Source organism: Pseudomonas sp. AU12215, assembly GCF_001675465.2.
GTDB classification, from domain to species: domain Bacteria; phylum Pseudomonadota; class Gammaproteobacteria; order Pseudomonadales; family Pseudomonadaceae; genus Pseudomonas; species Pseudomonas nitroreducens.
Genome location: NZ_MACM02000115.1, coordinates 66,195 through 87,850, shown reverse-complemented (window position 1 = coordinate 87,850; position 21,656 = coordinate 66,195). Strand labels below are relative to the sequence as shown.

Here is a 21,656-nt window from a genome sequence, read left to right as displayed (position 1 = left end):
AAGATCTACATCTACGGCTATCTCAATCGCATCCAGTCCAGCCGCCGTCTCGAACGCGAGGCTCACACATCGGTGTCTAGGGGTTGACTTAATGGATAAAACATGGGTGCTGGCTGTGCCTGAGGGTTCAGTCAGATCGCAGCATGGAAAACATGCTGGCGGAGGAGTCGGGCAAGTACACCTGGATGACTCCCCTTCACAAATTCCGCAACTACCTAAAAGCCCGCCACTACGATCCGAAAGGCCGGAACTGGATCTCGCGCTCGATCAACGAAGAAACCGGCATGATCAAGATCGCGGCCAACGCGTACTCCCCAGAGCTGTGCCTGGAGTTGCTGCGCTACGCCCTGACGATCGATGCTGACGAGGCAGTTCGCGCCAGCAATGCAGGCGAACCCGCACGCTTCCAGCTGCTGGGCATGAAGGAGGTCCTGACGATTGACCTCTACTGGGGTCGCTACTCGTATCAGCGCCCTTTCACCGCCCTGAACGAGTACCGCGAGATTCTTGAACGCGGCAAGCGCTACTACATCCCAGATGAGTACGAGGAGTTCACTCGGGATGACCTGGATGTCAGCCGCTCGATCGAAGTCCCCTTTGTCGACAAGGAGTTTCACGGCATCTACGAAGGTCTGCGCTCGGCCATCAGCTCGGTGGCCAACGCAGAAAGCGTGATCAAGAAGAACGGCGTTTACTACACCCACGTGGACGAATCCAACGAGTTCGACATCGATTCTGAGGGTGTTCACCTGTTCTACGAATTCGAGCTGGACCGTGCGCTCGAGTACTACGGTCCACACTCGGACGTCTGCCCTTCCGACGTCGTGCACTACCTGGCTCGCTTCGGGACAGCGAGTTTCAAGAAGGGCGGCCACTCTTCCTGGGACAAGATGCTCCGCATTGGAAACCAGCTGCATCGTCACGGGCTGCGCGACATCCTGAATGACCCGGATGCCCTGATCGCCAAGCTCACCGCATGGGGAGCGGAAAACGGCTACAGCAACGCCATTTCCGCCCCTATTCCTCACCAGGCCCCGACATCGCTCGTGGCTGCCGATGGTCAGTACCTGATGTCCTTCTGAGGACAACCATTTTCGAACAGAGGTGTTTATGCCTATCAAGCGAATCGTTCTGAAATACCCCTCGGCTCCCACCGAGTCCTTCTACACCGAAGAGCACATGTACGTTGCGCTCGACTCGGGAAGTGGCGGCTATCCAGTACGCAGCACCATTCTCAACGCGCACGATTTCAAAACGCTCGAGGCAGCTCAGAAGTACGTCGGTCAATTCGATGAGTTCAAGCCGGTAGAACTGTCGATCGAAGTCCAGGAAAAGCCGCTGGCCTAATACGGCCACAGAGGTAGAACCAACATGAGCAGCATGCAAGCACAGGCTGCACGGCCCCGCGCAGGGACTGTGGCAGAGACCTTCAAGGGCGATCCCAGAATGCTGAACATGCTGGGAGTTCGGGTGATTGCCCCTAGGCTGAGCCGCATGTCCTCTCAGGGAGAGGAATACACCTTCGACGAGTTCCACAACGTGCTCGAAGCCAGGGGCAGCACTGCCAGTTATGGCTATGAGTACATGTTCGATTGGAACCCTGCTGAGCGCTGTCGACTTCCGCCTGTGCTGCAGGATCTACCCGCGGCCGTACCTTCGCCGGTGAAAATCTCTCCCTGGAAGGAATCGGCAATTAAGGTCGTGGCCCTGATGCGAAGGCAAGGCTTCGTTACCGCCAAGCAGATAACGTCCCACGGTATGGGTATGACAGCGTGGACTCAGCCAAAAGGCATGAAGCAAGCCTGGTTGAGAAAAGGTGCTGCTCGAGGTCAATGGGTAGAGACCGAACACATGCCGCCATTCGATATCCAGCACCCCGAGCTCTATCAGATGGCGTTGAAAGCTCTGGATGAGGAAGCGGAAAACCAGTTCAGCCTGGTCTAAGCAGGGACAAACTGAAAGCTGAGCACCGCTAAAAGATAAAACCCCGAAAGCTAATGCGATCGGGGATTTCTTTACCCACACCCTAAGTGCAGGGTGGCCCTTACGGTTTAGCGAAGGCAGCCTTAAAGCGGGCAACTTCTTCTCGCTGTTCAGCAACCAAGCTCTTCAGCTTGTCCATGTGCTTCATGACAAGAATGGGGCTCTGCAGGAACGCGACGCCTGGCATGGTGTTGGGAAACACCGCGGTTACCTTGGCATCTGCTGCCGCCCGGATGGGCTCGTACCACTGCGCAAATCCGCCGTGACGCATTTCGCTTGTATCTCGGAAGATGGATTGAGCATCGCCTACAGGCACGTCCAGTTGCTTCCGGCACTCCAGTGAGTCGTAGCTGTAACAACCAATCTTCAGATCGCCATCCAGGATACCTTGGCGTAGCGCACTGACCTCGGAGGTTGCGAAAACGGCCGACATGCCGATTACCATCATGGTGAGTCCGACCAACCTCCCACTTAGGAGGTTCATCACCCCAAATAAAGCGATTAGCAGGCCAAAGGCGGAGCCATGCCAGTACACCCCTATGCGCCAGCTGAGGAAAGATGCGTTACGCATGTCTTCATCGGTAATCGGAACCTGGAAGGTCAGCCATGACGACGCGCCAATGCAAATGGCCAGGTATGAAAAAGCTACCAGCATGAAGATGACAACAGCCAGGCCGGCGGCCTTGGCCAGTGGCCCCTGCGGCAATTCTGCCTGCTGATTCTGTTGTGCGGTTTCGGCTATCACGTCGGCGCTCCATGGTTTGAAGAAGATGCCAGGAGGATCGCCTTTCTTCAGCCTTTGAAATCGTCAATCTGTCCCCTCGCCCGGCCCCAACCGGCGGTTGCAGTTTCTACATGGGTGGGAGAATGGCTTTACAGGCACCTCCCGTGCTCTGGTTCAGTCTTCCCAGGTATCCGCATGAAGTTACTTCTCGCAGCCGCTTTTGCCCTGTGCGCAATCAACGCCTCAGCCGCATCCACTGTGGTGCCCGCCGATGATCCTCGGCTTCAGCCAGCAGAGGTAGTGCGCGTCGAGCCTTCGGGGCCAGCTGGCTTCCCTGAGATCTACGTCGATGGGTACATCCACAAGGCAACCGTAGAGGCATTCAAGCGACTGGGAAACCTGAATGGCTCCGGCATGGGCATGGTGTATTTCAATTCACTCGGCGGGGATCTGGTGGCTACAGTCGAACTGGGCCAGCTCATCAGGGAGCGAGGGTTCTCCACCAGGGTTGGCAGCAAAGGTACTTCGGGCAAACCTTTACCTGGTCGCTGCGAAAGCGGGTGCCCTTTTGCCTTCGCAGGTGGCCGCTTCCGATTCCTTGAAGCGGGCTCAAGCCTCGGCGTGCACCAGTTCTACCGAGCAGCCGGCCTGCAGGCGAATGACCTGTCCCACGCTCAGATTGCTTCAGCTCTGATTGCAAGTCACCTGGCAGACATGGGCGTTAGCATGGCGCTAATGGGCAAAATGGTCTCTGCAGATAGCGAGAGCATGCGCTATCTCACCCCGCTGGAGGCCTACGACATGGGACTGATCAACGCAGGGACTCTTCCTGCGCAATGGGGTATTCGCGAGATCAATGGCGCTATCGTTCTGGTTGGGGAGCAGGAAACTATCCAGGGAACCGCCAAGATCGCCCTTGCCTGCGGCAGCCATAACGACGTGGAAATGGCTGGGCTGTTCAAAGGGTGGTTCGACCCTTCTCTCTTCAAGCCCTTCAACGAGGTGTCCTTGCAGGTCGATGGTCAACCTATTGGAGCTGCATCGAGCGTCGCCGAACAAAGCATCCACAATGGTTTCCTGAGCTACAAGGTTCTACCCACCGATCATCAGCTCGATGCCTTGGCTCGCGCTCAGGAAATCGGGCTTCAACTTCACAAGTCTGGGACGGAGCACCGGGTCGACTTCAAGGTTGATGCCGCAGGCGCCGGGAACCTGATCACCAGTTTTGTGAAGCTCTGCCGCGGCGACCGGCCCAACTTAACCGGTGGCGTCTCAAGCCACCTACCGCAATCCGCGCCCCAGACCATCACGTTTTAGTCGCTTCGCTTGCAAATTTCGATGATGTGCGAGAATGCAATTCAATCTAGAACCCCGCCGCATCGCGCAGGAACACCAGGATGAAGCTCAATCTCACGCTACCTAATGCCCAGGCCCTCTACGAAGAGCTCCTGCAGAACAAGGCAGCGCTCAGCGCCCCCATGGCGACCCTCCTCGACTCTCTGGAGGACTTCTGCGGCGTGAATCTGGAATGGCACCCTACTGGCGGCCGGAAGCTTCCGACCATTCGCGGGCAGGGCTGGATGGTCTTCTTCAACGAATCGCCGACCGATTCCGATGCACCTGAAACCACACTCTGGGATCGCGAGTTGGATCGCCACTACGTGCTTACGGGCGACCACCGGGAAGCCTTCTCAAGGCTTGCCTCGCAGGGATTCAATGCGCTCTTTGCGCTGTACCTGGAACTCGATCAGAACCCTGACTTCCACAATGGTTGCACCTATGCCCCGCGCGGTGCACACGATACCCCACTGAGGAAATGACAATGGCCCGCGCCCTCACCCAGTCTCAACACCTGGCCCTGAAGTACCTCGAGAGCAAGTGCCCCGATTTCGTCTCTCCTACCGAGGTAGGGGAAGAAGTTGGCAAGCAAATGGGCAAGGAAAATCGACATAGCTCTTTCGGCAGCCCACTGTGCCGCAAGCTGGTCGATCTTGGCCTTGCCGTTCGAAACGAAGCAGGCCATTACGCAGCCGCGACGAAGTAACGAGTTCGTATGCAGACCCCAATTCGCCGGACCGTTCTCCGCCGCGGTTTCGTGGAAGGGTATCAGCTGGTTCAGCTGCACCTGGACTGCGGCCACTACGTCGACGCTGGGCATGGCTTGCCCAAAACTGCTCGCTGCACTCAGTGCGAATTGGCCCGATCCGGAAAACTGGTGGACGCCTGCATGCAGGCTGAAAAGACTCTCACAGAATGCCCGAAGGCCTTGAGGCTTCTGGGCGAATACACAAAGCATGCTCGCGCAGGGCGTCTCTCTACATAGAGCTTGCGAAGCTTCTTCCTGGGACTTAATGCTGCTGGCGCTCTCTCAGATGAGGACTTCAGCAGGCTAGACGCAAACCTTTAACGTGAAGACCAACCACCATGACCGGACTAGCGATCGTTTTCCTAGGATTCATCCTTCTGATTGGGATGGGCATTATCGCAACCCGCCTCGAACGGCTGGACGCGCAATGGAAACGTCAGAATGACCTGCGCGAGGCCGAACTTCGCGCACAAGGCATCGAACTCAAAAAGGAGTCTGCTTGATGAACGTTCCAAACCTTCAAGAACTGTTAGCTGCCGGGCCTGTAGCCATCGAGTTTTCCGAGGGCGTTGAGGAACATGAGGCTTACGCAGAGCCCAAAATGCGCGCTCACCTGGTGTCGGTGAGAGTGGATCCTGACGACGTAGCGGTACTGAAGGTCGACTACAGCACTTACGATGGCTACAACAAGTCCTTCGAAAAGGCGAACTACTACGACAAGAACGGCCATGCCACTCTCACTGCACGTGAAGCCGGCCATTACAACGTTCAGGAGGACCTGTACGTCTCGGCTAGCGAAGAGCTCGATCACGTATTCATCGTCCTGCCCAATATTTCAACGCAGCTACTGGAGGAGTTCAAAGCAAGCGGCCAGGCCGGCTATGTGCGCTGGCTCGAAGAACAGCTGATTACCGCACGTACAGCCGGCGTCAAGTAATGCAGTACGGCCAAATCGCCACCCTAGCGATCTATCTGACAGCCCTGCTTGTTGCGGTTTTCCTCGGGCGCTGGCTTGGCCGACTGCCACAGCAGCAGCTGATGAACGTCCTGGGCGTTTTCGCTGCGCTTAGTGTTCTTGTCCTTCTCGGCCTGGCGGCGGTGATACTCCCCTCTCCAGCGACATGAGTAGGAGCATCAGAACGAAAAACCCCGGCCAGGCGCCGGGGTTTCTTTTGGGAGGATCGCCGAAGGACCTTCTAGATGATCCGGCCGATACGCCAGGTTCCGCTCCAGTCTTTGATTGGGCAACCTGGGTACTTCTCTGCCTCCTCGGCCTCCGCAAAACCGTAGATCGTGCCGAGATCGTTCTGCTGGAACTTCAGCATCCCACACTCCGGGAAAACAACTCGGGTAATCAAAATGCCCTTAAGGGGAAGATCTGTCTGTTTGGCCTCGAGAATCTTTACTCCCTCCTGGGTGTACTTCAATACCCGCGCTTCGACCGTCTCCCCCTCATGCCAGTATGCAAGCTCACCGACGACGGGCCCTGTGTGCGCTGGGACAGGTGAGTCCGCGCCCCGCAAGTAGGACACCAACTCATCGGCAGCAAACCCGGCAGCGACTATTACTGCCGCTGCAATGACACTTAAAGCCCGCATCACACCTACTCCGTCCGATTTGCCAGATGACGGAATGATCGCGCGACCTGTACTTCCATTGAGCCCCATCTGCCCCTCAGAAGGGGGCAGTTGCAGTTTCCCCGCCAGCCCTGAAGCTATCTGCTCATCTTAAGCAGGTACCGATAATGATTGCCCCACACTGCCCTCCAGGCCTGGGCCCTGAGGAACTCGTCAAGCTGGACGACGAGTCTCTGTCTCTGCCCTCAGACGAAGTGAAGCCCTACCTTCGTGAGCGCATGACTGAAGAGCAGATGGTTGCTGAGATTGACGCTATAGGCACCCTAGCGGCTAAGCGATCGGACTATGGCATCTACGGCATGCTGGGGCTTCAGCGAGATGAGCAGGGTTACAGCTGCATCTACAGCGGCAACTCCCTGTTGAACTGGATGCACGAGCACGAGCGCAGGCGGATGCACCTGCTGAAGCTGGCTCTCCCCTCGGCCGGTGAGCAGGCTGAAGCAGCCAGGATCCGTATCAAGTCCCGCATTGCGGCACGGAAAGGCCGCACTCACGTAACCCCGGACTTGCATACTGCAGGCTCTATGTATTCTGGCGATATCGATCAGCAATCAAGCACCTTGTGCACGGCGGCGGTGGCCTCCGACGAGGCAGAATTGTTGCTCTGAAACAGACTCAATGGCGCCAGCGACCTATCCAGGGAACATCATGAAAACTGAAGCCGCGAACGATTTTGCCCAACACATCCTGGCCGAGGTGAAACGCCTCGAGGACCTCGCTAAGAGCTGCGCTGTGCAATACGCAGAGACTGACAGTGCAGAGAGCAAAGCGTCCTTCCAGCGCTATTCGTTTGCCGCAGCAGAGATGCGCAAGCTGCATGGCCCGGCCTGCCAGGCCTTCCACGCGGTAGAAGCCTTGATCCCGGCTGGCACCAAGCTCGACTAGGCCTGCAACAGATGGATATCGAGCAGTTCATCCGGGAGGCAGCCGCGCGGGGATGGTCCAAAACCCAGACCCGGCTCGCCCTAGAGATGAGCAGTTATAAGTTCTGGGCGATCCTCGGCGCCATGCCCGCTCTGACTTGGGCTAAACGAGGAACCACTCTCGGCAACAAGCTCGGAAACGCTCGTCGAAAAACTAGCGCTGCAGTTACAGCTGCCATCACTCGAGCACGGGCCTCCAGGCGCGAGAAAAGCCTCTACAACTGGAATGGCCTGTCGGGAACCATCACCGAACTCGCACGGCATTCGCCGGCTGGCGAGACGACCATCAGGCGCCGCTTGAAGGCTGGAATGCCTGTCGATCAGGCCTTCTCTCTTCCCGCCAACAACAGTACGCCGAACGCAGGTTGGCGAACCACCAATAGGAAGTCATCGTGACCAGCAGCAATCCATTCAACGCCCTTTGCTGGGTCAACCAAACCACCTTTCCGGCCGACCTCGAAGAGGGGCTGGTGGCTCTGGGTGCCCCTGCCGACGTAGCTCGCGATATCAGCTCGGCATACCAGCTCACCTCTGACCGCAACCTCATGCGGTTTTACGAGGAGTACGCCTATGCGACCGAAGATGCCGACTGGCAGAAGTACCTTTGTGCTTTCCTCACGCAGCGCATGGCGCAGTACCAGCTGGCCACTTGCGACGAGGACCAGGAACTGAACTCCTCAGGCAACGAGCACGAGGATCCGAACTCGCCGGAAATCACTGCTCCGGAGCTAATCCAGGTACCCAGCTCTGCTGACAGCTACGGCTTCGGCTACGTCGACGGGACCGACCTCAGCAGCCTGCGCCTCTATCGTGACCACTTGGTTGCCATTCTGGACTCGTTTCCCGAAGGACCTTTGGTTACCGCGGACAAATATCAGCAGGACATCACGCTGCTGAACAAGCTTGCAGATGAAGCTCACGCTCAGATGCAGGAAGCCTTCACTGAGCGAGACGAAGTTATCTCGCGCCACGAAGGCGATGGCACTACAAGCAACAAATACAAAGCTGAGCTCTATGACGAGGTCTGGCAGAAGGCCCGCGTTCTCGGGTTTAGCAATGTGACGATGGCCCTTGATGCGCTGCACAAGGTCAGCGTGAAGCCCGAGCTGCTCGAAGCAGCCCGCAAGGCATATGCCCGCCTCAAAAGCCGCACCGGCACAGACAGCGGCGCGGCCATCAACATAGCGGATCACTGCGATATGCAGGCATTCGAAGGCTTCTTCGGCAAGGCGCCCATCGAAACACCAGCCTGAGCAGCCATTGTTTCACCTGTAACCGTACATGCTACGTACCACACCTGGCCCCCAGGCCCTGGAGAAAAGAATGACCACCCAAACTCAAAAGCCTGAAACTCCCACCAGCTCGGCACCTACCCAGCCTAAGCCATTCAGCAATGTGAACGACTGGTTTCTGGCTCAAGAGCCCGGTCGCCAGGATGTTCTACGCGAGGACAAGTGGATGCTTGCCAGCGCGGCGTTCGACGCAGGCCTGCGCTCCGGGGCTGCCGGCAATGGCGTGACGGTCATCGGTTTCCGCTGCCGGCCGACGGGGAGCAGCTCTGAAACCGAGTGGACCCACGTCTACCACCGTGCCCCGGATAGCTTCGAGATCCGAGAATGCGAGATCCAGAGTATCAGTGTCCCTACCCCCGCTGAGCAGCCTCAAGGCGCCCCGATCGCTCACATCGACAGCTCAACTGACTCCGGGGTAACCCTTACCTCTGCAGGGCATGACCGAATCAGCGAGATCGATGATGCGCCTCTGTACCTGGGCGCAGCGGCTTCCGTCCAGCATGCCCCAGTGCCGAAGAACTATGAGGCCCGCGTGGACTTCTTGGTGGCCCTTCTTGAGGCCGGCCTGAAGAAGTGGGAAGACAACCAGGACGACGACCGCGACCAGCTGCTGGTGCTGGCTGATACCGTGGCCCCCTTGTTTACCAGCTTTGCCGCCGACTCGACTCATGCGGTTGCTCTACAAGCGGCCTTGGGCATCGTCGACAAGCTGATTCACACAGCCAATCAGCCCAGTCGCGATGACTTGCAGAGTGCTCGGACCAAGATCGAAAGCAGCCTCCTGTCCCTCTACGGTACAGCTGCCCCGCAGAGTGGTGACGATAGCAGCACCCTTGCAAGGGTTTGCGATCTGCTGGGCATTGGTACGGCTGCACGGACACCATCCGTCATTCTGACGAACATTTCGAACCTCAAGCACTTCTCCGACCTGTTGGACGCGGTCGAGCATGACTTCTTCATGGTGCCGGGCGAGCCTTCGGATGAACCGGAGGATGAAGGTTGCGAGCCTGACGACGTGTGCCTGTTGAACCGCTGGGGTTCCAGCCGAGAGCAATACGTCGAGCAGTTCCGCAAGGCACTTCCGCGTTTGCTGCTCGAAATGGACGTTCTGCAGCCACCGGCTGCGTATGAGCATGTTTTGGACATGGGCGAGGGCCAGCAGCGGACTTCCTTGACGCCTCACAACAACAATCCATTCGGCAAGCCTGGAATCGACTATGACAGCGCCTTCTCGGTGACGTCTGAGCCGCTTTTCCGTGCCCGCAAAGCACTGGCCAGCCGATCGGATAACGCCTGACAAGCTGCGTTGCAGTTTTGGGGACTGATGAGAAGCTTTGCTCATCACCAACACCGGCCAGGATCACCAAGATGACCCATACCCATACCTTCGACAGCACCGGCGATGCCTACGACGCGACTCAGTGTGACGATGACGTCCTCGGCGGGCATGCACTGCTGGTGCTGGATGAAGGTGTGGTGGGTCTTTCCTGGACCTGGCCGGTGGCTGTGACCACTGCTTCGGGCGAACTGCATGAGATGGGCGACGACCCGGCAAAGGTCATCGTTGATGCCGGCTGGACTACTCCCCAGATTCAGCACGCCGTCGCACTTGCTGATGAGCACAACTTCCCAGTTGCTGATTGGGCTCGGAAGGCTGCTTCGGAAAGCGCCTAACCTCAGCAAGCCTAACCCCATACCACTTCCAACGAGAGCACCTGCCATGTCCAAGACTGCGCCATTCAGCTGGATCGTTCGTTTCGATGTCGCCCAGGAGTGGGTGGCTGATGGTTTCGTATTCAGTGACCAGCGAGCCCTGGAGATGCTGGGCGCCGACCTGAGCAGCGCATGCATGTCCACTGAGCTGGCAGCCGCGGTTCTTGCTGCCCCCAGTCCGCTGCGCATTGCTAGCGAACAAGGCTACGGTAAGAACCATCCCCAGGCTGACGCAGCAGTTGCCGAGATCGTGGCCGGCACTCCGAAAGCGAAACCGGGCGAAACCGTTCTGGAATCTGCATTGGTAAATGCGATCAAGCTGCTGGACTCCGTTGCCTTCGTGCAGCATGAGAACGACAACACTGGCGGTGTCCTCTCGGAACTGCGTGATGCGCTGGCGCTGGTGCAGGGCAAAGACCCTATCTCGAATATTCGCTGGGTACCGACTCCGGCCTAACAGCTCACAGCACTGACAATCAAAGGCAAAAATATGAAGTACACCTGGGAAGAGTGCGACATCCACGTGGGACGCCAGGTCGACTCCCACAACCGGGCTGAACGTTATGTCATCGGCTATGACCCTCGCCGCAATCACGAGGATGGCAATCTGACCTTGGTCAGTCTGCGCGATGGCATGCAGCTCACCCAAGAGCACACCGAGGCCTCTTTGGCCGACTACCTCAGCGACAAAGGTAGTGAAAACTCGCGCCATGCTTACCGACCCGTTGACATCCGCCAGGACGACATTCCTTCCCAGGTGACGGAATCACTTGCTGATTCGGTGCCAGAGGAGGCCAAGCCGTGACGATCAAGCTCAAATCGACGAATGCCATGACTGGTGATATTGCCGAATACACGCTTGCCGAGCGGAGCTATGAGGCGGCAGTGAGCGCCTTCTGGCATTTTCTTCGCGGCCGCGGTTGGAGTGCAGCTCAAATTGCCGCGTCGAAAGTGGAACGAGCTGCTTAGACGACACGGCCCAGGCAAGCCTGCATCACGAGCAGAAAGTACTTTCCAAATTTCTCAGTTGGTACTGAAAGCCGGGCCCAAAGCGCGCTTGCATATTTCCAGACATCCGTAGAGTAGAAGTCGTAAGGCACAAAGCCACTTAGACGACTTCCGATGGAGCGACATCATGAGCCAGCAAGAAATGATCCTCGACCAATCCGCCATCCCCTCTTCCGAGTTCAAGTTCGACTTGCTGCTGGGTGGCATCAAAGCTGCTATGAGCGGTGCCAAGTCCCGCGACCTCTGGATGATCGAGACCAAGGATATCGAGAAGATCCACGTTCTTGATGGCCTGAACGTCCGCATCAAGGACGAAGCCCTGGCGGAGCACATCCGCAGCCTGGCAAACAAGATGAAAGCTGAAGGCTTCAAGGCCTCCAAGCCTCTGGAAGTGGTTGTCCTCGAAGAAGGTGGCCAAAGTCGCCTGGTAGTCACCGACGGTCACTGCCGTCTGGCTGCGGTCAAGATCGCGATCGCCGAAGGCGCTGAGATCCAGCAAATTCCGTGCGTAGCTCTGCCGGCGAAAGGCACTTCGCTGCAGGACCTGGTTGCAGGTCTGGTAACCAGCAACACCGGCAAACCCCTGACCACCTTCGAGACTGCCCTGGTCTGCAAGCGCCTGTTCGGCTACGGCTGGAAGGAAGCCCAGATTGCTGAGCGCCTGGCCTTTGGTGAGGCTTACGTGAACATGCTGCTGGAGCTGGTCTCTGCACCGCTGTCGATCGTCACCATGGTGCAGAACGGCGAAGTCGCGGCCACTTTCGCGGTCGAGATGATGCGCAAGCACCGTGATCAGGCGGTTGAAGTCCTCAAGCAAGGCCTGACCGCCGCCAAGGCTGCCGGTAAGAGCCGCGTCACCAACGCTTACCTGCCGGGCGCCGCCCTGAAGAAGCTGGTGAAGCGCCAGGCTGACAGCCTGTACGAGACCGCCAAGAGCATTACCCAGGATCCTGGCTACACCAGCCTGTCCGATGAAACCCGCGGCAAGCTTGACCAGCTGCTGGCCGATATCGCAGAGCGCGAGAAGACCCTCGAAGCGAAGATGAAGAAAGCGGCCGCCGAGGGCGAGCAGGAACAGCAGGAAGAGAAAGAAGAGGAAACCGAGGCCTAACCCCCCACCCGCGCCTGCCGGGCCCCCAAGCAGGCCCGATCCCCTGGAGGTTCGTCACGGCTCCTCCAGGGCTGTATCGGAAAGTGGTCTAGTTGCCGCGCCCATGGCTGAGCCAGAAATGGAACCCATGGGGCGGAAAGTAGCAGGGGCAACCCAGTAAGTCAGACTGGCTAGCTGACCATTAGACCACTCCCCAATGCAGCCGCCGCCCTGGTCGCATGTCCTCGTGCAGGGGGCGAACCGATGGCCAGGTATCCTGCATGAACGCGATATAGTTTTAGCAGGTGCTTGGTGGGCACCTGCAACCCGTCATTGCGAAGCTGCCAGCGGCACTACCTTTCAAACCATCCCGCATGGCCTTTTCAATGGCCCTGATGTGCAGTGGGTGACGGGCAATGCTGCATATGGGCCTGGGAAAGACTATGTCCCCTACCGCAATCCATCCGACCTCTCTCGCCAGCCTCAAGCGTCACGCCAAGTCGATTGGCCGGGAGCTTGGTATAGCTCATCACGAAGCCCTGGATGAAGCAGCTCGCAGGGCCGGCTTCAAAGATCTACGAGACGCCCAGGAGCACCTGGCGAAGCCTGCGGTTCCATTCGAGCATTCGGCTTTCCTGACAGCATACTGGGAGGAGCGCACGGATCTTCTCGATGAGAGCACAAAGATTGGCTGCGGCCGCCTCACGCTTCAGCTCCCTCTAAGGATGCCGCTGGGCGAGCTGGTTTCGGAGGTGTCGCTCGAGAACACGCCATACCTGAGAGGCTTCATCCTTGAGGCCAGCGATCATCTTGAAACCAGGCTCGACTGCTGCTCGGAAGATGATGCGTACACTGCCCTAGGGAGAGCAGCTCGCGCCCTACTTTTCATGGCAGGTACTGGCCTAGCGGGCGAGCCCTCGATTGAGCGCGAGTTGCGCGCCCCATTCCTGTCAGACCATTGCAGCTACTGGTATGACCCTGAGACGAAAGAGCCAGTTACGCTAAGCGAACCCTACAGCAACTACATCTCCGATTCAGACAGAGACAGCCTGAAGTGGAGCGATCTGCACCTGGCTGAAACCAGCTGGAAAGGCATTTATTCACCTGGCAGAGCCCACCCCCTGATTTTCTCCCGATCTGAAGACCTCATTCAGCGGCTGGAGCAACAACTTTCAGCCATGGTTGAAAGCTACAAGTGGGTCAAGCCAGGCATCGATACTGGCAGCTATGCGGCCCAGTTCTACAGTCCCGGCCGGCGCGCAAGTGGGATAGAGAGAACTCCGCGGCCAATGCCATCCCCTCTCGGCGTTGTTCGCAATGGCTCACTTCCCTACGGTTCCCGGACCGGCGGTGAAGCTTCGTTGTGGCGACCGGCTGAGCCAATGCCCCTTGCGTTCCACATGCAGATCGGACCGATCCTTTACGCCCTCACCTACAGCCAGGATGAGCATCCTGCGAAGAAGCTCGCCTACGAGGCGTGGTCTGACCTGAGCCAATGGGTCTGCCATGAGTATTTGCCCAGCGAAGACCTGAACATAGACACGATCTCAGTCTACGAGGGCCCGCTCCTACTGCACTACGATGACAACCAGCAGCGCCTGTCGGCATTGTCCAAAGTCATAGAGCTTCTGGACTCTGGATATCGCGACTGCTCGCCAAAGCGGGAGATACTGAAAACCCTAGGACGGGCTGAGGCTCTTCTTCGAAAGCAGCTGAGCTAATGGCCCTCCAGACGGCGCTATTAGCCCCTTGCATGATCTCCGGGGCGTGAGAACCTGCAGTCATCGGAAACGGCTTATGGAGCCCCCTGATGACTGCTATTCCCCATCCCCTTGATCCTCGTATTGGCGTTCTGATGCGCAACGGTGCGCCAGTTTTCTATGCGTTCCACCAAGGGAACGGGGCCGATCCGATAGAAGGCACCCTCCAGGAGGTTGAGGCTGCCCTTGGCCTGCCGCCCAGGCTTCCCCTGCCCCTGCTTGTTGATGACAACGAGAACCCCCAGGCGCCAGCCAAGCCGCTCGGCAAACTTGGGCGGATTCGTCGTTATGCAGTCACAGTGACGCCCTCAGTCACTCTATACAGCGGCAGTCTCACCTTTGGCGAAACTGTTGAGCATGTCGACGCCCTCAACCGTCGTGATGCGGAAAAGCAGGTCCGGCAACAACTGCGCGAGGCCAACGGCCGATACGGGCCGAAGTACAATGTCGTCGCCCGGCTCGCTGACAACTAGCGCCCCACGAAACCGTTTGTGAGGCTGCACACAGCAGTCTTGCCGTTATATCCGTTCACTAAGGACCTCAAATGCTTTACCTGCTCCTCTGCTCCATGGTCATGCTGGTAGCTATCGTGTCGCTGCATAAGCATATTTTCAAAACGCTGGATTTCCTTCACAGCGGTGAAGGCGCCCGTCCCAACCCTCTCATCCCCATAGTCCCAATGCTTGTCGCAGGAGCGTTCTGCGCGCCACTTCTGGTCCTGTTCTTTGGTGACCTGTTCATCGATGCGGAAAAGGGTTCGCCGATCAACTACGGTCGCGGCCAGATCTACTTCATGCTCGCCGGCTCGCTGGGGCTTCTGGTGATGGGGTTGTTTGCCGCCCGCTCTGCCTGGGTGGAGGGGAAAATTGGGTTCTGGGCCACTGGCCGGCTGACTGTGATGGCTCTGGCCGGTGTTGTCGGCTGCATCTCTGCGTACCAGCACCTGTCATTTTTCAGCACTGACGAAGATGGCATCGCCAATGTTGGCCTAATACGCGAAATGGCCGATCTTGGTGATATGGAACAGTGCGTTAGCGCTATGGCCCTAGTTCAGTTCCGCGACGCAGGCCCCCTCACCTACCGCTGCCCCACCACTGTCCTGTTCAACCGGGACTCTCAGCAGCCCTTCGCGCCATGGCCGGACTATGTTGAGGGCACTAGCCAGAAGCTGGCCGATGCAATAATGACGATTAAAGACGCGACTGAGCGTGGCTACTCGGTGCAGAAGCGGGATCACTAAGAGGGAATCCAGAATCGTGCATCTCAGGAGTCAGCATGAGCGCTCAAACGAAAAAGATATCTGAACTAACAGTCTCTGAATGGGCGGCCAAGTTGCAAACTGCCTATGAGAACCCGATTACGATCACCCTCAATCCTGATGGCTCCGGAATCATTCATAGCAATGACAAAAAGCCTGGGAACACGGCTTACTTTCACAGGCCTGAAGATGCACTGCATTGGTTAGGTCTGCCCGAAACCGAAATTGAGGTCTGACCGGCACCTACGCTTGCATTTTTCTAGGCTGTGCGAGCATCGAAGTATTTCGCACACGGAGAAAGATGATGAAGACCACTGCCGCTCAGGACGCCGCAATCAAGGCCGCCAATGCGATCCTCGCAAAGGCCGGCCTACCAAAGTACAGCCCGCGGCAGTACCCCACCCTGGAGCTTGAGGGCGTAGATTCGCCCATAGCGGTAGATCTCTCACGCCTGGTCAGGGTTTCGCCTAGCCCCTTCCAGTCGCAGTGGGAGGTTGTCGGTGGTAGCGGGAAGTGGCACAACCGGATTGGTCGGCACGTCGGGGCTCTCGAGATCGTGAACTCTCGAGCACATGGCATTCTGCTTGAGTTCCCCGAAGGCCAGGTTCAGGCCTTCAACCCAATGGACATGTTCCCCTGGAAGGGCGAGCAGGTTCTCTTTCAGAAGCAGCAGCTGTCGCTGGCGGTCTAGCTGTTTGAGAGAATGCCCCACAGGTGGAAAAAAGTGCACCGTTTTGAGTTGCACGGCATCTGCAGGTGCATAGTATGGGAAGCCTCTTTGACAATGAGGCTCCCCCATGAACCCGCTGAAACCAGCGTCCATCTTCCTCTGTGCAGCCCTGACCGGCTGCTCCCCTTCCGACGACCAGTTGGCACCTTGGCCCGAGCAGGATGGCAACTACCTCCAGCTCCAACAATCTCCAAGCGGCGAATGGTTTCTGGCGGGCGCCGTAGTCAAAAGCGGCAAGGCAGCCACCGCTCTCTTCAAAGTGGAAATACCCGCGGATCCTTCGTCTCTGCTCACTCAGCATGTTCCGCTCGCCTCGATTCATGTCCGCGGCTTGGACTGTGAGTCCCTCGTGTTCAAACACCTGATCGTTGATCGGCACTCCCATGTCGAGTCGTACTGGATGGCTATTCCCAGGGGGAGAACCGTCGTAAAGCCTTCCTGCCAGATCAAGAACCCTCCAGAAAAATGGCGGTTCGTGGATGGGGCCTAATGCGGCCTTGCGCTTTCGAAGAAACATGGATGATTGAGGTATACCCAATTCATCCAAAGGAGATGCCTTGATGGCTACTCATGAACACTGGACCCGCCACCTTCCGGCCGGCGATCAACGCACCGTCGAACTGAGCAAGGCGATCGAGGGTGACAATGAACACCTCTCCAATCTCCTCGATCGCGTCGACACCGTGCTGGAGCAGCGCCTGCAGCGTATTCGCGAAGCTGGGGTAAACGAGAGTTCTGGCTACTCCATCGACCAGATCGAACGCGCCAAGGCACTTGTGGGCCGTGAGCTGGTGCAGGGCACGTTGCGCGCAGCGAACATCCTGCACCAGGAAGCCCGCTTCATGTTGACCTCTACCTCCGAGGTTACCGAACGCCTGGTTGACGCCATCGCTGAAAAAACCCTGGAACTCATCAAGCTGCTGAAGCAGCTGGAAAGCACCTGTGCAAGCCTGCAGCTGGTCGCCAATACCACCCGCAGCTGATATCGCGAGAACACCTGAATGACCAAAGTGACTGAAGCCGTTCGCGATGCCATCGCCACGGCACAGAACCAACGCAGCACAGTCCCTGAGCTGCCCAGCGACTGGATCAAGCGTGCTGAGACTGCCATCAAGCAGGAAAGCTTGCCTGCGGTGATGGATGTCGCCGTGGAGCTCGTCGAGTCTCACGCAGGGTATCGAGCCACCTGGGATCATTGGCCGTGGCTGGACACTCTTCGTGATGTCACCCGCGTTGAGCGGGCCCTGCGAAATGCCAAGAAGATCCTGGGCTACGGCGAGCCCGATCGCGCGGTGAAGTACTTCTGCAGGTTTGCCGGCAGCACTGAAGTAACCGCCAAGGCGGCCCTGGGGCTCAACTGACTTCAGGCCCTGAAAAATTCAGGGCCTCATCATGAGGTAACAATGATGCGTATGACCTACGACCAAATCATCGATGCCATCCGCAATCTGTACAACGACACGAGCGTGCCCCGCAGCGTGACGAAAGACGACCTGGAGCAGATCCAGGAGGAAGTCGAAACCTTGCTGGACACTTTGAAGGACGCCTAACCGCTGGCTGCTGAAGGCACTCGAGGAGAGAACATGACATTCGCCGTTAAACGGACATATGGCAAAGGTGGCCACGATTACCTGCACGCATGGTGCGAAGAGTGGGGCACGGCCTGTATTGGCTCGGTAAAGCGGGCGATGCTCTTCAGCACGCAGAGTGAAGCCGAACAGGCCGCAGCGCGGGCACAACGAACTTGCAAGGGTGTCGGCGGCCTACCCGCCCAAGGCGTCAACTTCACGGCTGTTTCCATCTAACCGCAGCCTGGCCCGCGGCCAGGCCTCCCGAGAGCGCATCCAGGGCGGTGCGCTGTCGAGAGCAACCGACTACGAGTAGAGCGAAATGCCGAGCTTAGGAAAGCACCACTTCACCCATTCGAACCTAGCCGGTGAAAGCATGGAGTTCGATGCAGCGGTAACCGTCACAGACAATGGCGTGTTTAGCATCGTCATCCCCGCCGAACTGGAGGAGATCTGTCTTGGTCTCGGCTATCGGCTTGAGCAACCGCAGAAGAACCTTTTCCTTCGTGGCCGTGATCTTGATCAGCTGAAGAGCCAGGTTCGCAAGGCAATGGAAGAACACCTCAAGACTGAGCGTGTTGCCGAACGGGTCATTGTCTACTCGACAGATCTCAAGGTTGCCTTCTGGCAAAATCCTGACGGCAGCATTGCCCCTAACGGTTATCTCGGGGATGACCGTGAGAAAGGTGGCGACTGGAGTGCCGTCAGCTCGTTATCGGCCACGAAGGTTGCAAGTCACTACCACGTCGGACTGTTCGCACACGTTGTTGACCGGGTCGAGTATCGCCGTGGCGCCGCCGGGACGAAGGTTGCGTACGAGAAAGTAGACATCGGGCGCTTCAACTCGGATGAAAGGATGGACTGGGCGTATCGCCTGAACGCTTTCACCGGCCTCGCCCAGAATTATGAGTGGATGGAAAGCCTGTCCCGTATGCCTTACACCGAAGAGGCCGCAAAATTCTTCCACGACAGCCTGGCCGGTCTATGCCTGCTTGCCAGGCAGATCGATGGTTTCTTCAAGTCCCCTGACGCTCTCCGCCTGGCTATCGAGAAACAAACACCCCTTCTTCAAAGCCCGGCATAGAATTACTCGGCTCTCCCTTCCCCTTCAGCCTGGTAAGAAACGCAGCAGATCCGAGATGAACATGTCCGTAAATCAGCAAACAGTAGACGAATTGAAAGCCCTTTTCCGGGTTGGCCACTGCGTTGATATCTACAAAGCCACAGCTGCCCTGGCCAGGGCGATTACTGAAGAGCTGAAGCCAGTCTCTGAATCCGAGATCAACGCTATCTGGCAGAGCGTGGTTGAGCCGGAAGATTTTGCCTACGTCGTTCAGCAAAACGAAAAAACCCTCTTCGGCATTCCATTGCTGTTTAAGCGATACGCCGAGTTTGTTTCCTCGATAGGTGAGCACCTCGGAATAGAGCTCGATGACGACGACATGATGTGCGATGACTGGATCGCGGACACCATGCCCAAGACCCGCGATATCGCTACTGCATTGATGGAGCTGACCGTGGACTACCTATCAGAGGCCAGCAAGAAGATGAAGGAGGAGACTGGTACCACCCCTGCAGAGGTTTTTGTCCAGTCCATCAATACAGGTGAGTCCTTCCAGCAGTCTCAGGCCCGCCTGCGGCATGCGACTCAGGGGCTACGCGTCGTCAAGCCAAAGGATTAACGGGAGGCGCCATGCCTGATATCAGCCAGAACTTCCTACGCCAGCTGGCAAACCTACAGAATGAACGATCGCCTGATGACGTCCGTTTGCGCCAGGTGCATCTCCAGGGGTACATCCTGGCTCTGCACGAGGCCGAGCTGATAGATGAAGCTGCAAAGCTTCAGCTCGAGCAACTGCTGGAGCTACGCGTCGACCAACGCCTCAGCGCCCTGGATGAAACGCCGGAATACGGCGAGCAGGAAGCAGTGTCCCTGGCTACACCTTCCCTTCACGAGGCGACTGGTAGCGGGAGCCAGGTTCACCGCATTTCCAACCATCCTACCGAGCGCGACCGTCCAGGCCTGCTGATGGCCCGCGCTGCTCTCTTCCGTAGACAGGGGCAGTACGGTGATGCATTCAGCATTTGCGACTTGCTCATTGAGCAGATAGGGCTTTCATGTGCGGAGAAGGAGCCAAGTTACGACGATCTGCTTGTAGCCGCTTCTGTGCAGGATAAACCGTGACATCTCACCAGGTGCAGCGATGAACAACAGGTTCCGAAACCCCATCCTGCGCAACCAGTTCGACTCGATGGTGAGCAAGTACAAGCGCCGCCATAGCGACCTTTTCACTGCTGATGGTGCGCCCCATAGCGGTGCCGGTGGTGGGCAAGCATTCTGGCACGGCTACCGGGGGACAACCTTCGGGGCAGGCTTCGTCACTGCGCATGACAAACAGACGCCGGCATACGCCAGCTGGCGAGCTGGGCAGGCATGCAGAGCCGCAGAAGGCTCTTCGCCGGCCTACCCGCACTAGCCAAGGATTCAACCAGATGCTCAACCGCCAGCTCGTACGTCGCCTCCCCCTCAACCGGCACGGCCGCATTTTCGGCATTGGCGACGTGCACGGCGCATTCGATCTCGTGATCGAGGGCATGAAGGCAGTTCAGTTCGATCGTCGGGTAGACCTCCTTCTGTCCGTGGGCGACCTGATCGACCGTGGTAAGGGATCTCATCGCGTTGCGAAGTTCCTGGACCAGCCCTACGTCCACGCCGTGGCCGGCAATCACGAGGATGAGCTTCGGAAGCTGTATGCCAACGGGGAACCGCCAGAAGAGGTTCTGCGATGGGCTGCACGCCACAACGGCTTCGGATGGTGGCTGGATACAGACAAGGCTACCCGCCAGGCAATCCTGAACGCTATCAGGGATCTGCCCATCGCGATCGAAATCGAAACCACCCGTGGCAGCGTCGGAATCGTCCACGCCGAAGTGCCGATCGGCATGTCCTGGCAGCAGTTCACTGCAAACATCGAAGCTGGGGATGAGCGCACGACACACAGTGCGTTGTGGGGGGAGAGCCGGATCAAGCAGCGGGACCAAAGCGGCGTAGCAGGCATCGGCCGTGTCTTCGTTGGCCACCGCATCCAGTGGAAAGGCATGCAGCGCCTCGGAAACGTCTACGCCATGGACACTGGCGCCACCTTTGCCGAAATTTCGCCTGCAGAGTGCCCAGAGGCCCGACTCACCTTCGCCAACCTGGAAATGGCCACCCTGAAGCTCAGTGAACCACCGAGGAACCCCGGACGCGTCGATCACCGAGACGGGGCAATCCCCTCCAAACCGTTTGGCGCATACGCTCGGCCTGCAGTCAGCTAACTGGGCGAAACTACGTCGTCAGGAAGTGTCTTGCCGTACCCGACCCCGCAGGGACTTCCTCGAACCCCATCTGCTGAAGCAAGCTGATCATCCCGGCCGAAGCAGGCATGCACCGCACCAGCATCCTACGGCCGGTACTGGCCAGTTCGGTGCGGAAGGCATCTATGGCATAGCGGCCAAAGCCTCTCTTCCTCCACTTCGACTTAATCAGAACCACGTTCAGATCTAGGACTGCTGCGTTTTCAGTCGCTCTGAGCACGCACAGTCCAATGGCCTGGCCCTGCACTCTGACCGCGTAGGTCGTCACCATCGCCGGCTTTCCTCGGCTCACGGCCTCATTGGCCGCTTGCAACTCCCAGACGTACTGAACAGCATCAACCATTGTTTTCGGGCCAGTGAAGTGGCCGTTCCCAGCCTCAATCTGCAGCAGCTCAGTAAACCCTTCGATCTCCTCGCTTGTCGCCTGTCCAACCTCTGGCTCGACGTACCTGATGCCTCTGAAAAAACCTGCCGCCTGGCGGAGCCTGTCCCAAATCACACCAATTTCCTTGCTCAATGCTAATAGG

The 21,656-nt window shown here is 57.9% G+C and carries 35 protein-coding genes; 32 read left to right on the top strand and 3 right to left on the bottom strand.

Annotated features, from left to right (window positions below; all coding sequences use genetic code 11):
• The first annotated feature begins 143 nt into the window (after window positions 1-143).
• Genes A9513_RS15375 through A9513_RS36540 form a run of 3 tightly spaced genes read left to right on the top strand, consistent with a single transcriptional unit; the run spans window position 144 to window position 1,944 of the window.
• On the top strand, window positions 144-1,082 hold the full coding sequence (locus A9513_RS15375; RefSeq protein ID WP_255302864.1) for a hypothetical protein: 939 nt from the start codon (window positions 144-146) through the stop codon (window positions 1,080-1,082).
• Between the two features lie 28 nt (window positions 1,083-1,110).
• Window positions 1,111-1,347 (top strand): hypothetical protein, encoded by a 237-nt coding sequence (locus A9513_RS15370; protein ID WP_065327574.1) that lies wholly within the window; start codon window positions 1,111-1,113, stop codon window positions 1,345-1,347.
• 24 nt (window positions 1,348-1,371) lie between these two features.
• Window positions 1,372-1,944: a hypothetical protein gene (locus tag A9513_RS36540; RefSeq protein WP_065327573.1), complete on the top strand. Its 573-nt coding sequence runs from the start codon at window positions 1,372-1,374 to the stop codon at window positions 1,942-1,944.
• A 100-nt stretch (window positions 1,945-2,044) separates the two neighbouring features.
• Here the strand turns inward: A9513_RS36540 and A9513_RS15360 are convergent, their stop codons facing one another.
• Window positions 2,045-2,728, bottom strand: a complete 684-nt coding sequence (locus A9513_RS15360) for a hypothetical protein (protein WP_065327572.1) — start codon at window positions 2,726-2,728, stop codon at window positions 2,045-2,047.
• A 174-nt stretch (window positions 2,729-2,902) separates the two neighbouring features.
• Between A9513_RS15360 and A9513_RS15355 the strand changes: the two genes are divergently transcribed.
• The 5 genes from A9513_RS15355 (at window position 2,903) to A9513_RS15335 (ending at window position 5,730) form a co-directional block, all read left to right on the top strand.
• On the top strand, window positions 2,903-4,024 hold the full coding sequence (locus tag A9513_RS15355; RefSeq protein ID WP_065327571.1) for a hypothetical protein: 1,122 nt from the start codon (window positions 2,903-2,905) through the stop codon (window positions 4,022-4,024).
• An 80-nt stretch (window positions 4,025-4,104) separates the two neighbouring features.
• Window positions 4,105-4,527 (top strand): hypothetical protein, encoded by a 423-nt coding sequence (locus tag A9513_RS15350; RefSeq protein WP_065327570.1) that lies wholly within the window; start codon window positions 4,105-4,107, stop codon window positions 4,525-4,527.
• A gap of 2 nt (window positions 4,528-4,529) precedes the next feature.
• On the top strand, window positions 4,530-4,751 hold the full coding sequence (locus tag A9513_RS15345) for a hypothetical protein (RefSeq protein ID WP_065327569.1): 222 nt from the start codon (window positions 4,530-4,532) through the stop codon (window positions 4,749-4,751).
• A gap of 380 nt (window positions 4,752-5,131) precedes the next feature.
• Window positions 5,132-5,296: a hypothetical protein gene (locus tag A9513_RS36100; protein WP_176707252.1), complete on the top strand. Its 165-nt coding sequence runs from the start codon at window positions 5,132-5,134 to the stop codon at window positions 5,294-5,296.
• Window positions 5,296-5,730, top strand: coding sequence for a hypothetical protein (locus A9513_RS15335; protein WP_065327567.1), 435 nt, complete (start codon window positions 5,296-5,298; stop codon window positions 5,728-5,730). The genes A9513_RS36100 and A9513_RS15335 overlap by 1 nt, the downstream gene beginning before the upstream one ends.
• A 259-nt stretch (window positions 5,731-5,989) precedes the next feature.
• Here the strand turns inward: A9513_RS15335 and A9513_RS15325 are convergent, their stop codons facing one another.
• A complete protein-coding gene (locus A9513_RS15325; RefSeq protein WP_065327565.1) occupies window positions 5,990-6,391 on the bottom strand; it encodes a hypothetical protein in 402 nt (133 codons plus the stop codon).
• 257 nt (window positions 6,392-6,648) lie between these two features.
• Between A9513_RS15325 and A9513_RS15320 the strand changes: the two genes are divergently transcribed.
• The 24 genes from A9513_RS15320 (at window position 6,649) to A9513_RS15220 (ending at window position 21,090) form a co-directional block, all read left to right on the top strand.
• Window positions 6,649-7,038, top strand: coding sequence for a hypothetical protein (locus A9513_RS15320; RefSeq protein WP_141678435.1), 390 nt, complete (start codon window positions 6,649-6,651; stop codon window positions 7,036-7,038).
• 40 nt (window positions 7,039-7,078) lie between these two features.
• Window positions 7,079-7,315 carry a hypothetical protein gene (locus tag A9513_RS15315; RefSeq protein ID WP_065327563.1) on the top strand — a complete coding sequence of 79 codons (237 nt, stop codon included), beginning with the start codon at window positions 7,079-7,081 and terminating at the stop codon, window positions 7,313-7,315.
• Window positions 7,316-7,326: 11 nt separating this feature from the next.
• Window positions 7,327-7,749, top strand: coding sequence for a hypothetical protein (locus A9513_RS35585; protein WP_141678434.1), 423 nt, complete (start codon window positions 7,327-7,329; stop codon window positions 7,747-7,749).
• Complete coding sequence (locus tag A9513_RS15310) at window positions 7,746-8,606, top strand: hypothetical protein (protein WP_065327562.1); 861 nt, start codon at window positions 7,746-7,748, stop codon at window positions 8,604-8,606. The genes A9513_RS35585 and A9513_RS15310 overlap by 4 nt, the downstream gene beginning before the upstream one ends.
• 70 nt (window positions 8,607-8,676) lie before the next feature.
• Complete coding sequence (locus A9513_RS15305) at window positions 8,677-9,942, top strand: hypothetical protein (RefSeq protein ID WP_065327561.1); 1,266 nt, start codon at window positions 8,677-8,679, stop codon at window positions 9,940-9,942.
• Between the two features lie 71 nt (window positions 9,943-10,013).
• Entirely contained in the window at window positions 10,014-10,319 is a 306-nt protein-coding gene (locus A9513_RS15300; RefSeq protein ID WP_065327560.1) for a hypothetical protein, read from the top strand.
• A gap of 46 nt (window positions 10,320-10,365) precedes the next feature.
• Window positions 10,366-10,815: a hypothetical protein gene (locus A9513_RS15295; RefSeq protein ID WP_065327559.1), complete on the top strand. Its 450-nt coding sequence runs from the start codon at window positions 10,366-10,368 to the stop codon at window positions 10,813-10,815.
• Between the two features lie 33 nt (window positions 10,816-10,848).
• A complete protein-coding gene (locus A9513_RS15290) occupies window positions 10,849-11,163 on the top strand; it encodes a hypothetical protein (protein WP_065327558.1) in 315 nt (104 codons plus the stop codon).
• A complete protein-coding gene (locus A9513_RS36095; protein WP_176707251.1) occupies window positions 11,160-11,327 on the top strand; it encodes a hypothetical protein in 168 nt (55 codons plus the stop codon). Before A9513_RS15290 ends, A9513_RS36095 begins: the two co-directional genes overlap by 4 nt.
• Window positions 11,328-11,493: 166 nt before the next feature.
• A complete protein-coding gene (locus A9513_RS15285; RefSeq protein ID WP_065327557.1) occupies window positions 11,494-12,477 on the top strand; it encodes a hypothetical protein in 984 nt (327 codons plus the stop codon).
• A gap of 422 nt (window positions 12,478-12,899) precedes the next feature.
• Window positions 12,900-14,177 carry a DUF5623 domain-containing protein gene (locus A9513_RS15280; protein ID WP_141678433.1) on the top strand — a complete coding sequence of 426 codons (1,278 nt, stop codon included), beginning with the start codon at window positions 12,900-12,902 and terminating at the stop codon, window positions 14,175-14,177.
• Between the two features lie 89 nt (window positions 14,178-14,266).
• The gene (locus tag A9513_RS15275; protein ID WP_065327555.1) at window positions 14,267-14,689 is read left to right on the top strand and encodes a hypothetical protein; all 423 of its coding nucleotides are present in this window, start codon (window positions 14,267-14,269) and stop codon (window positions 14,687-14,689) included.
• 71 nt (window positions 14,690-14,760) lie between these two features.
• On the top strand, window positions 14,761-15,456 hold the full coding sequence (locus A9513_RS35005) for a hypothetical protein (protein ID WP_083196144.1): 696 nt from the start codon (window positions 14,761-14,763) through the stop codon (window positions 15,454-15,456).
• Window positions 15,457-15,491: 35 nt separating this feature from the next.
• A complete protein-coding gene (locus A9513_RS15265; protein WP_065327554.1) occupies window positions 15,492-15,710 on the top strand; it encodes a hypothetical protein in 219 nt (72 codons plus the stop codon).
• Window positions 15,711-15,775: 65 nt separating this feature from the next.
• The gene (locus A9513_RS15260) at window positions 15,776-16,165 is read left to right on the top strand and encodes a hypothetical protein (RefSeq protein WP_141678432.1); all 390 of its coding nucleotides are present in this window, start codon (window positions 15,776-15,778) and stop codon (window positions 16,163-16,165) included.
• Between the two features lie 106 nt (window positions 16,166-16,271).
• Window positions 16,272-16,694, top strand: coding sequence for a hypothetical protein (locus A9513_RS15255; RefSeq protein WP_065327552.1), 423 nt, complete (start codon window positions 16,272-16,274; stop codon window positions 16,692-16,694).
• Between the two features lie 70 nt (window positions 16,695-16,764).
• Window positions 16,765-17,187, top strand: a complete 423-nt coding sequence (locus tag A9513_RS15250) for a hypothetical protein (protein ID WP_065327551.1) — start codon at window positions 16,765-16,767, stop codon at window positions 17,185-17,187.
• Between the two features lie 18 nt (window positions 17,188-17,205).
• Window positions 17,206-17,565, top strand: a complete 360-nt coding sequence (locus A9513_RS15245; protein ID WP_065327550.1) for a hypothetical protein — start codon at window positions 17,206-17,208, stop codon at window positions 17,563-17,565.
• A 51-nt stretch (window positions 17,566-17,616) separates the two neighbouring features.
• Entirely contained in the window at window positions 17,617-17,754 is a 138-nt protein-coding gene (locus A9513_RS36090; RefSeq protein WP_176707250.1) for a hypothetical protein, read from the top strand.
• Between the two features lie 33 nt (window positions 17,755-17,787).
• Window positions 17,788-18,009, top strand: coding sequence for a hypothetical protein (locus A9513_RS15240; RefSeq protein ID WP_065327549.1), 222 nt, complete (start codon window positions 17,788-17,790; stop codon window positions 18,007-18,009).
• A gap of 139 nt (window positions 18,010-18,148) precedes the next feature.
• Window positions 18,149-18,856, top strand: a complete 708-nt coding sequence (locus tag A9513_RS15235; protein WP_141678431.1) for a hypothetical protein — start codon at window positions 18,149-18,151, stop codon at window positions 18,854-18,856.
• Between the two features lie 55 nt (window positions 18,857-18,911).
• Window positions 18,912-19,454, top strand: a complete 543-nt coding sequence (locus A9513_RS15230) for a hypothetical protein (RefSeq protein ID WP_065327547.1) — start codon at window positions 18,912-18,914, stop codon at window positions 19,452-19,454.
• An 11-nt stretch (window positions 19,455-19,465) separates the two neighbouring features.
• Complete coding sequence (locus A9513_RS15225; protein ID WP_065327546.1) at window positions 19,466-19,957, top strand: hypothetical protein; 492 nt, start codon at window positions 19,466-19,468, stop codon at window positions 19,955-19,957.
• 308 nt (window positions 19,958-20,265) lie between these two features.
• Complete coding sequence (locus A9513_RS15220) at window positions 20,266-21,090, top strand: metallophosphoesterase (RefSeq protein WP_065327545.1); 825 nt, start codon at window positions 20,266-20,268, stop codon at window positions 21,088-21,090.
• A gap of 10 nt (window positions 21,091-21,100) precedes the next feature.
• On the opposite strand, the gene A9513_RS15215 is transcribed toward A9513_RS15220, so the two are convergent.
• The gene (locus tag A9513_RS15215) at window positions 21,101-21,646 is read right to left on the bottom strand and encodes a GNAT family N-acetyltransferase (RefSeq protein ID WP_232925161.1); all 546 of its coding nucleotides are present in this window, start codon (window positions 21,644-21,646) and stop codon (window positions 21,101-21,103) included.
• Window positions 21,647-21,656: the final 10 nt, after the last annotated feature.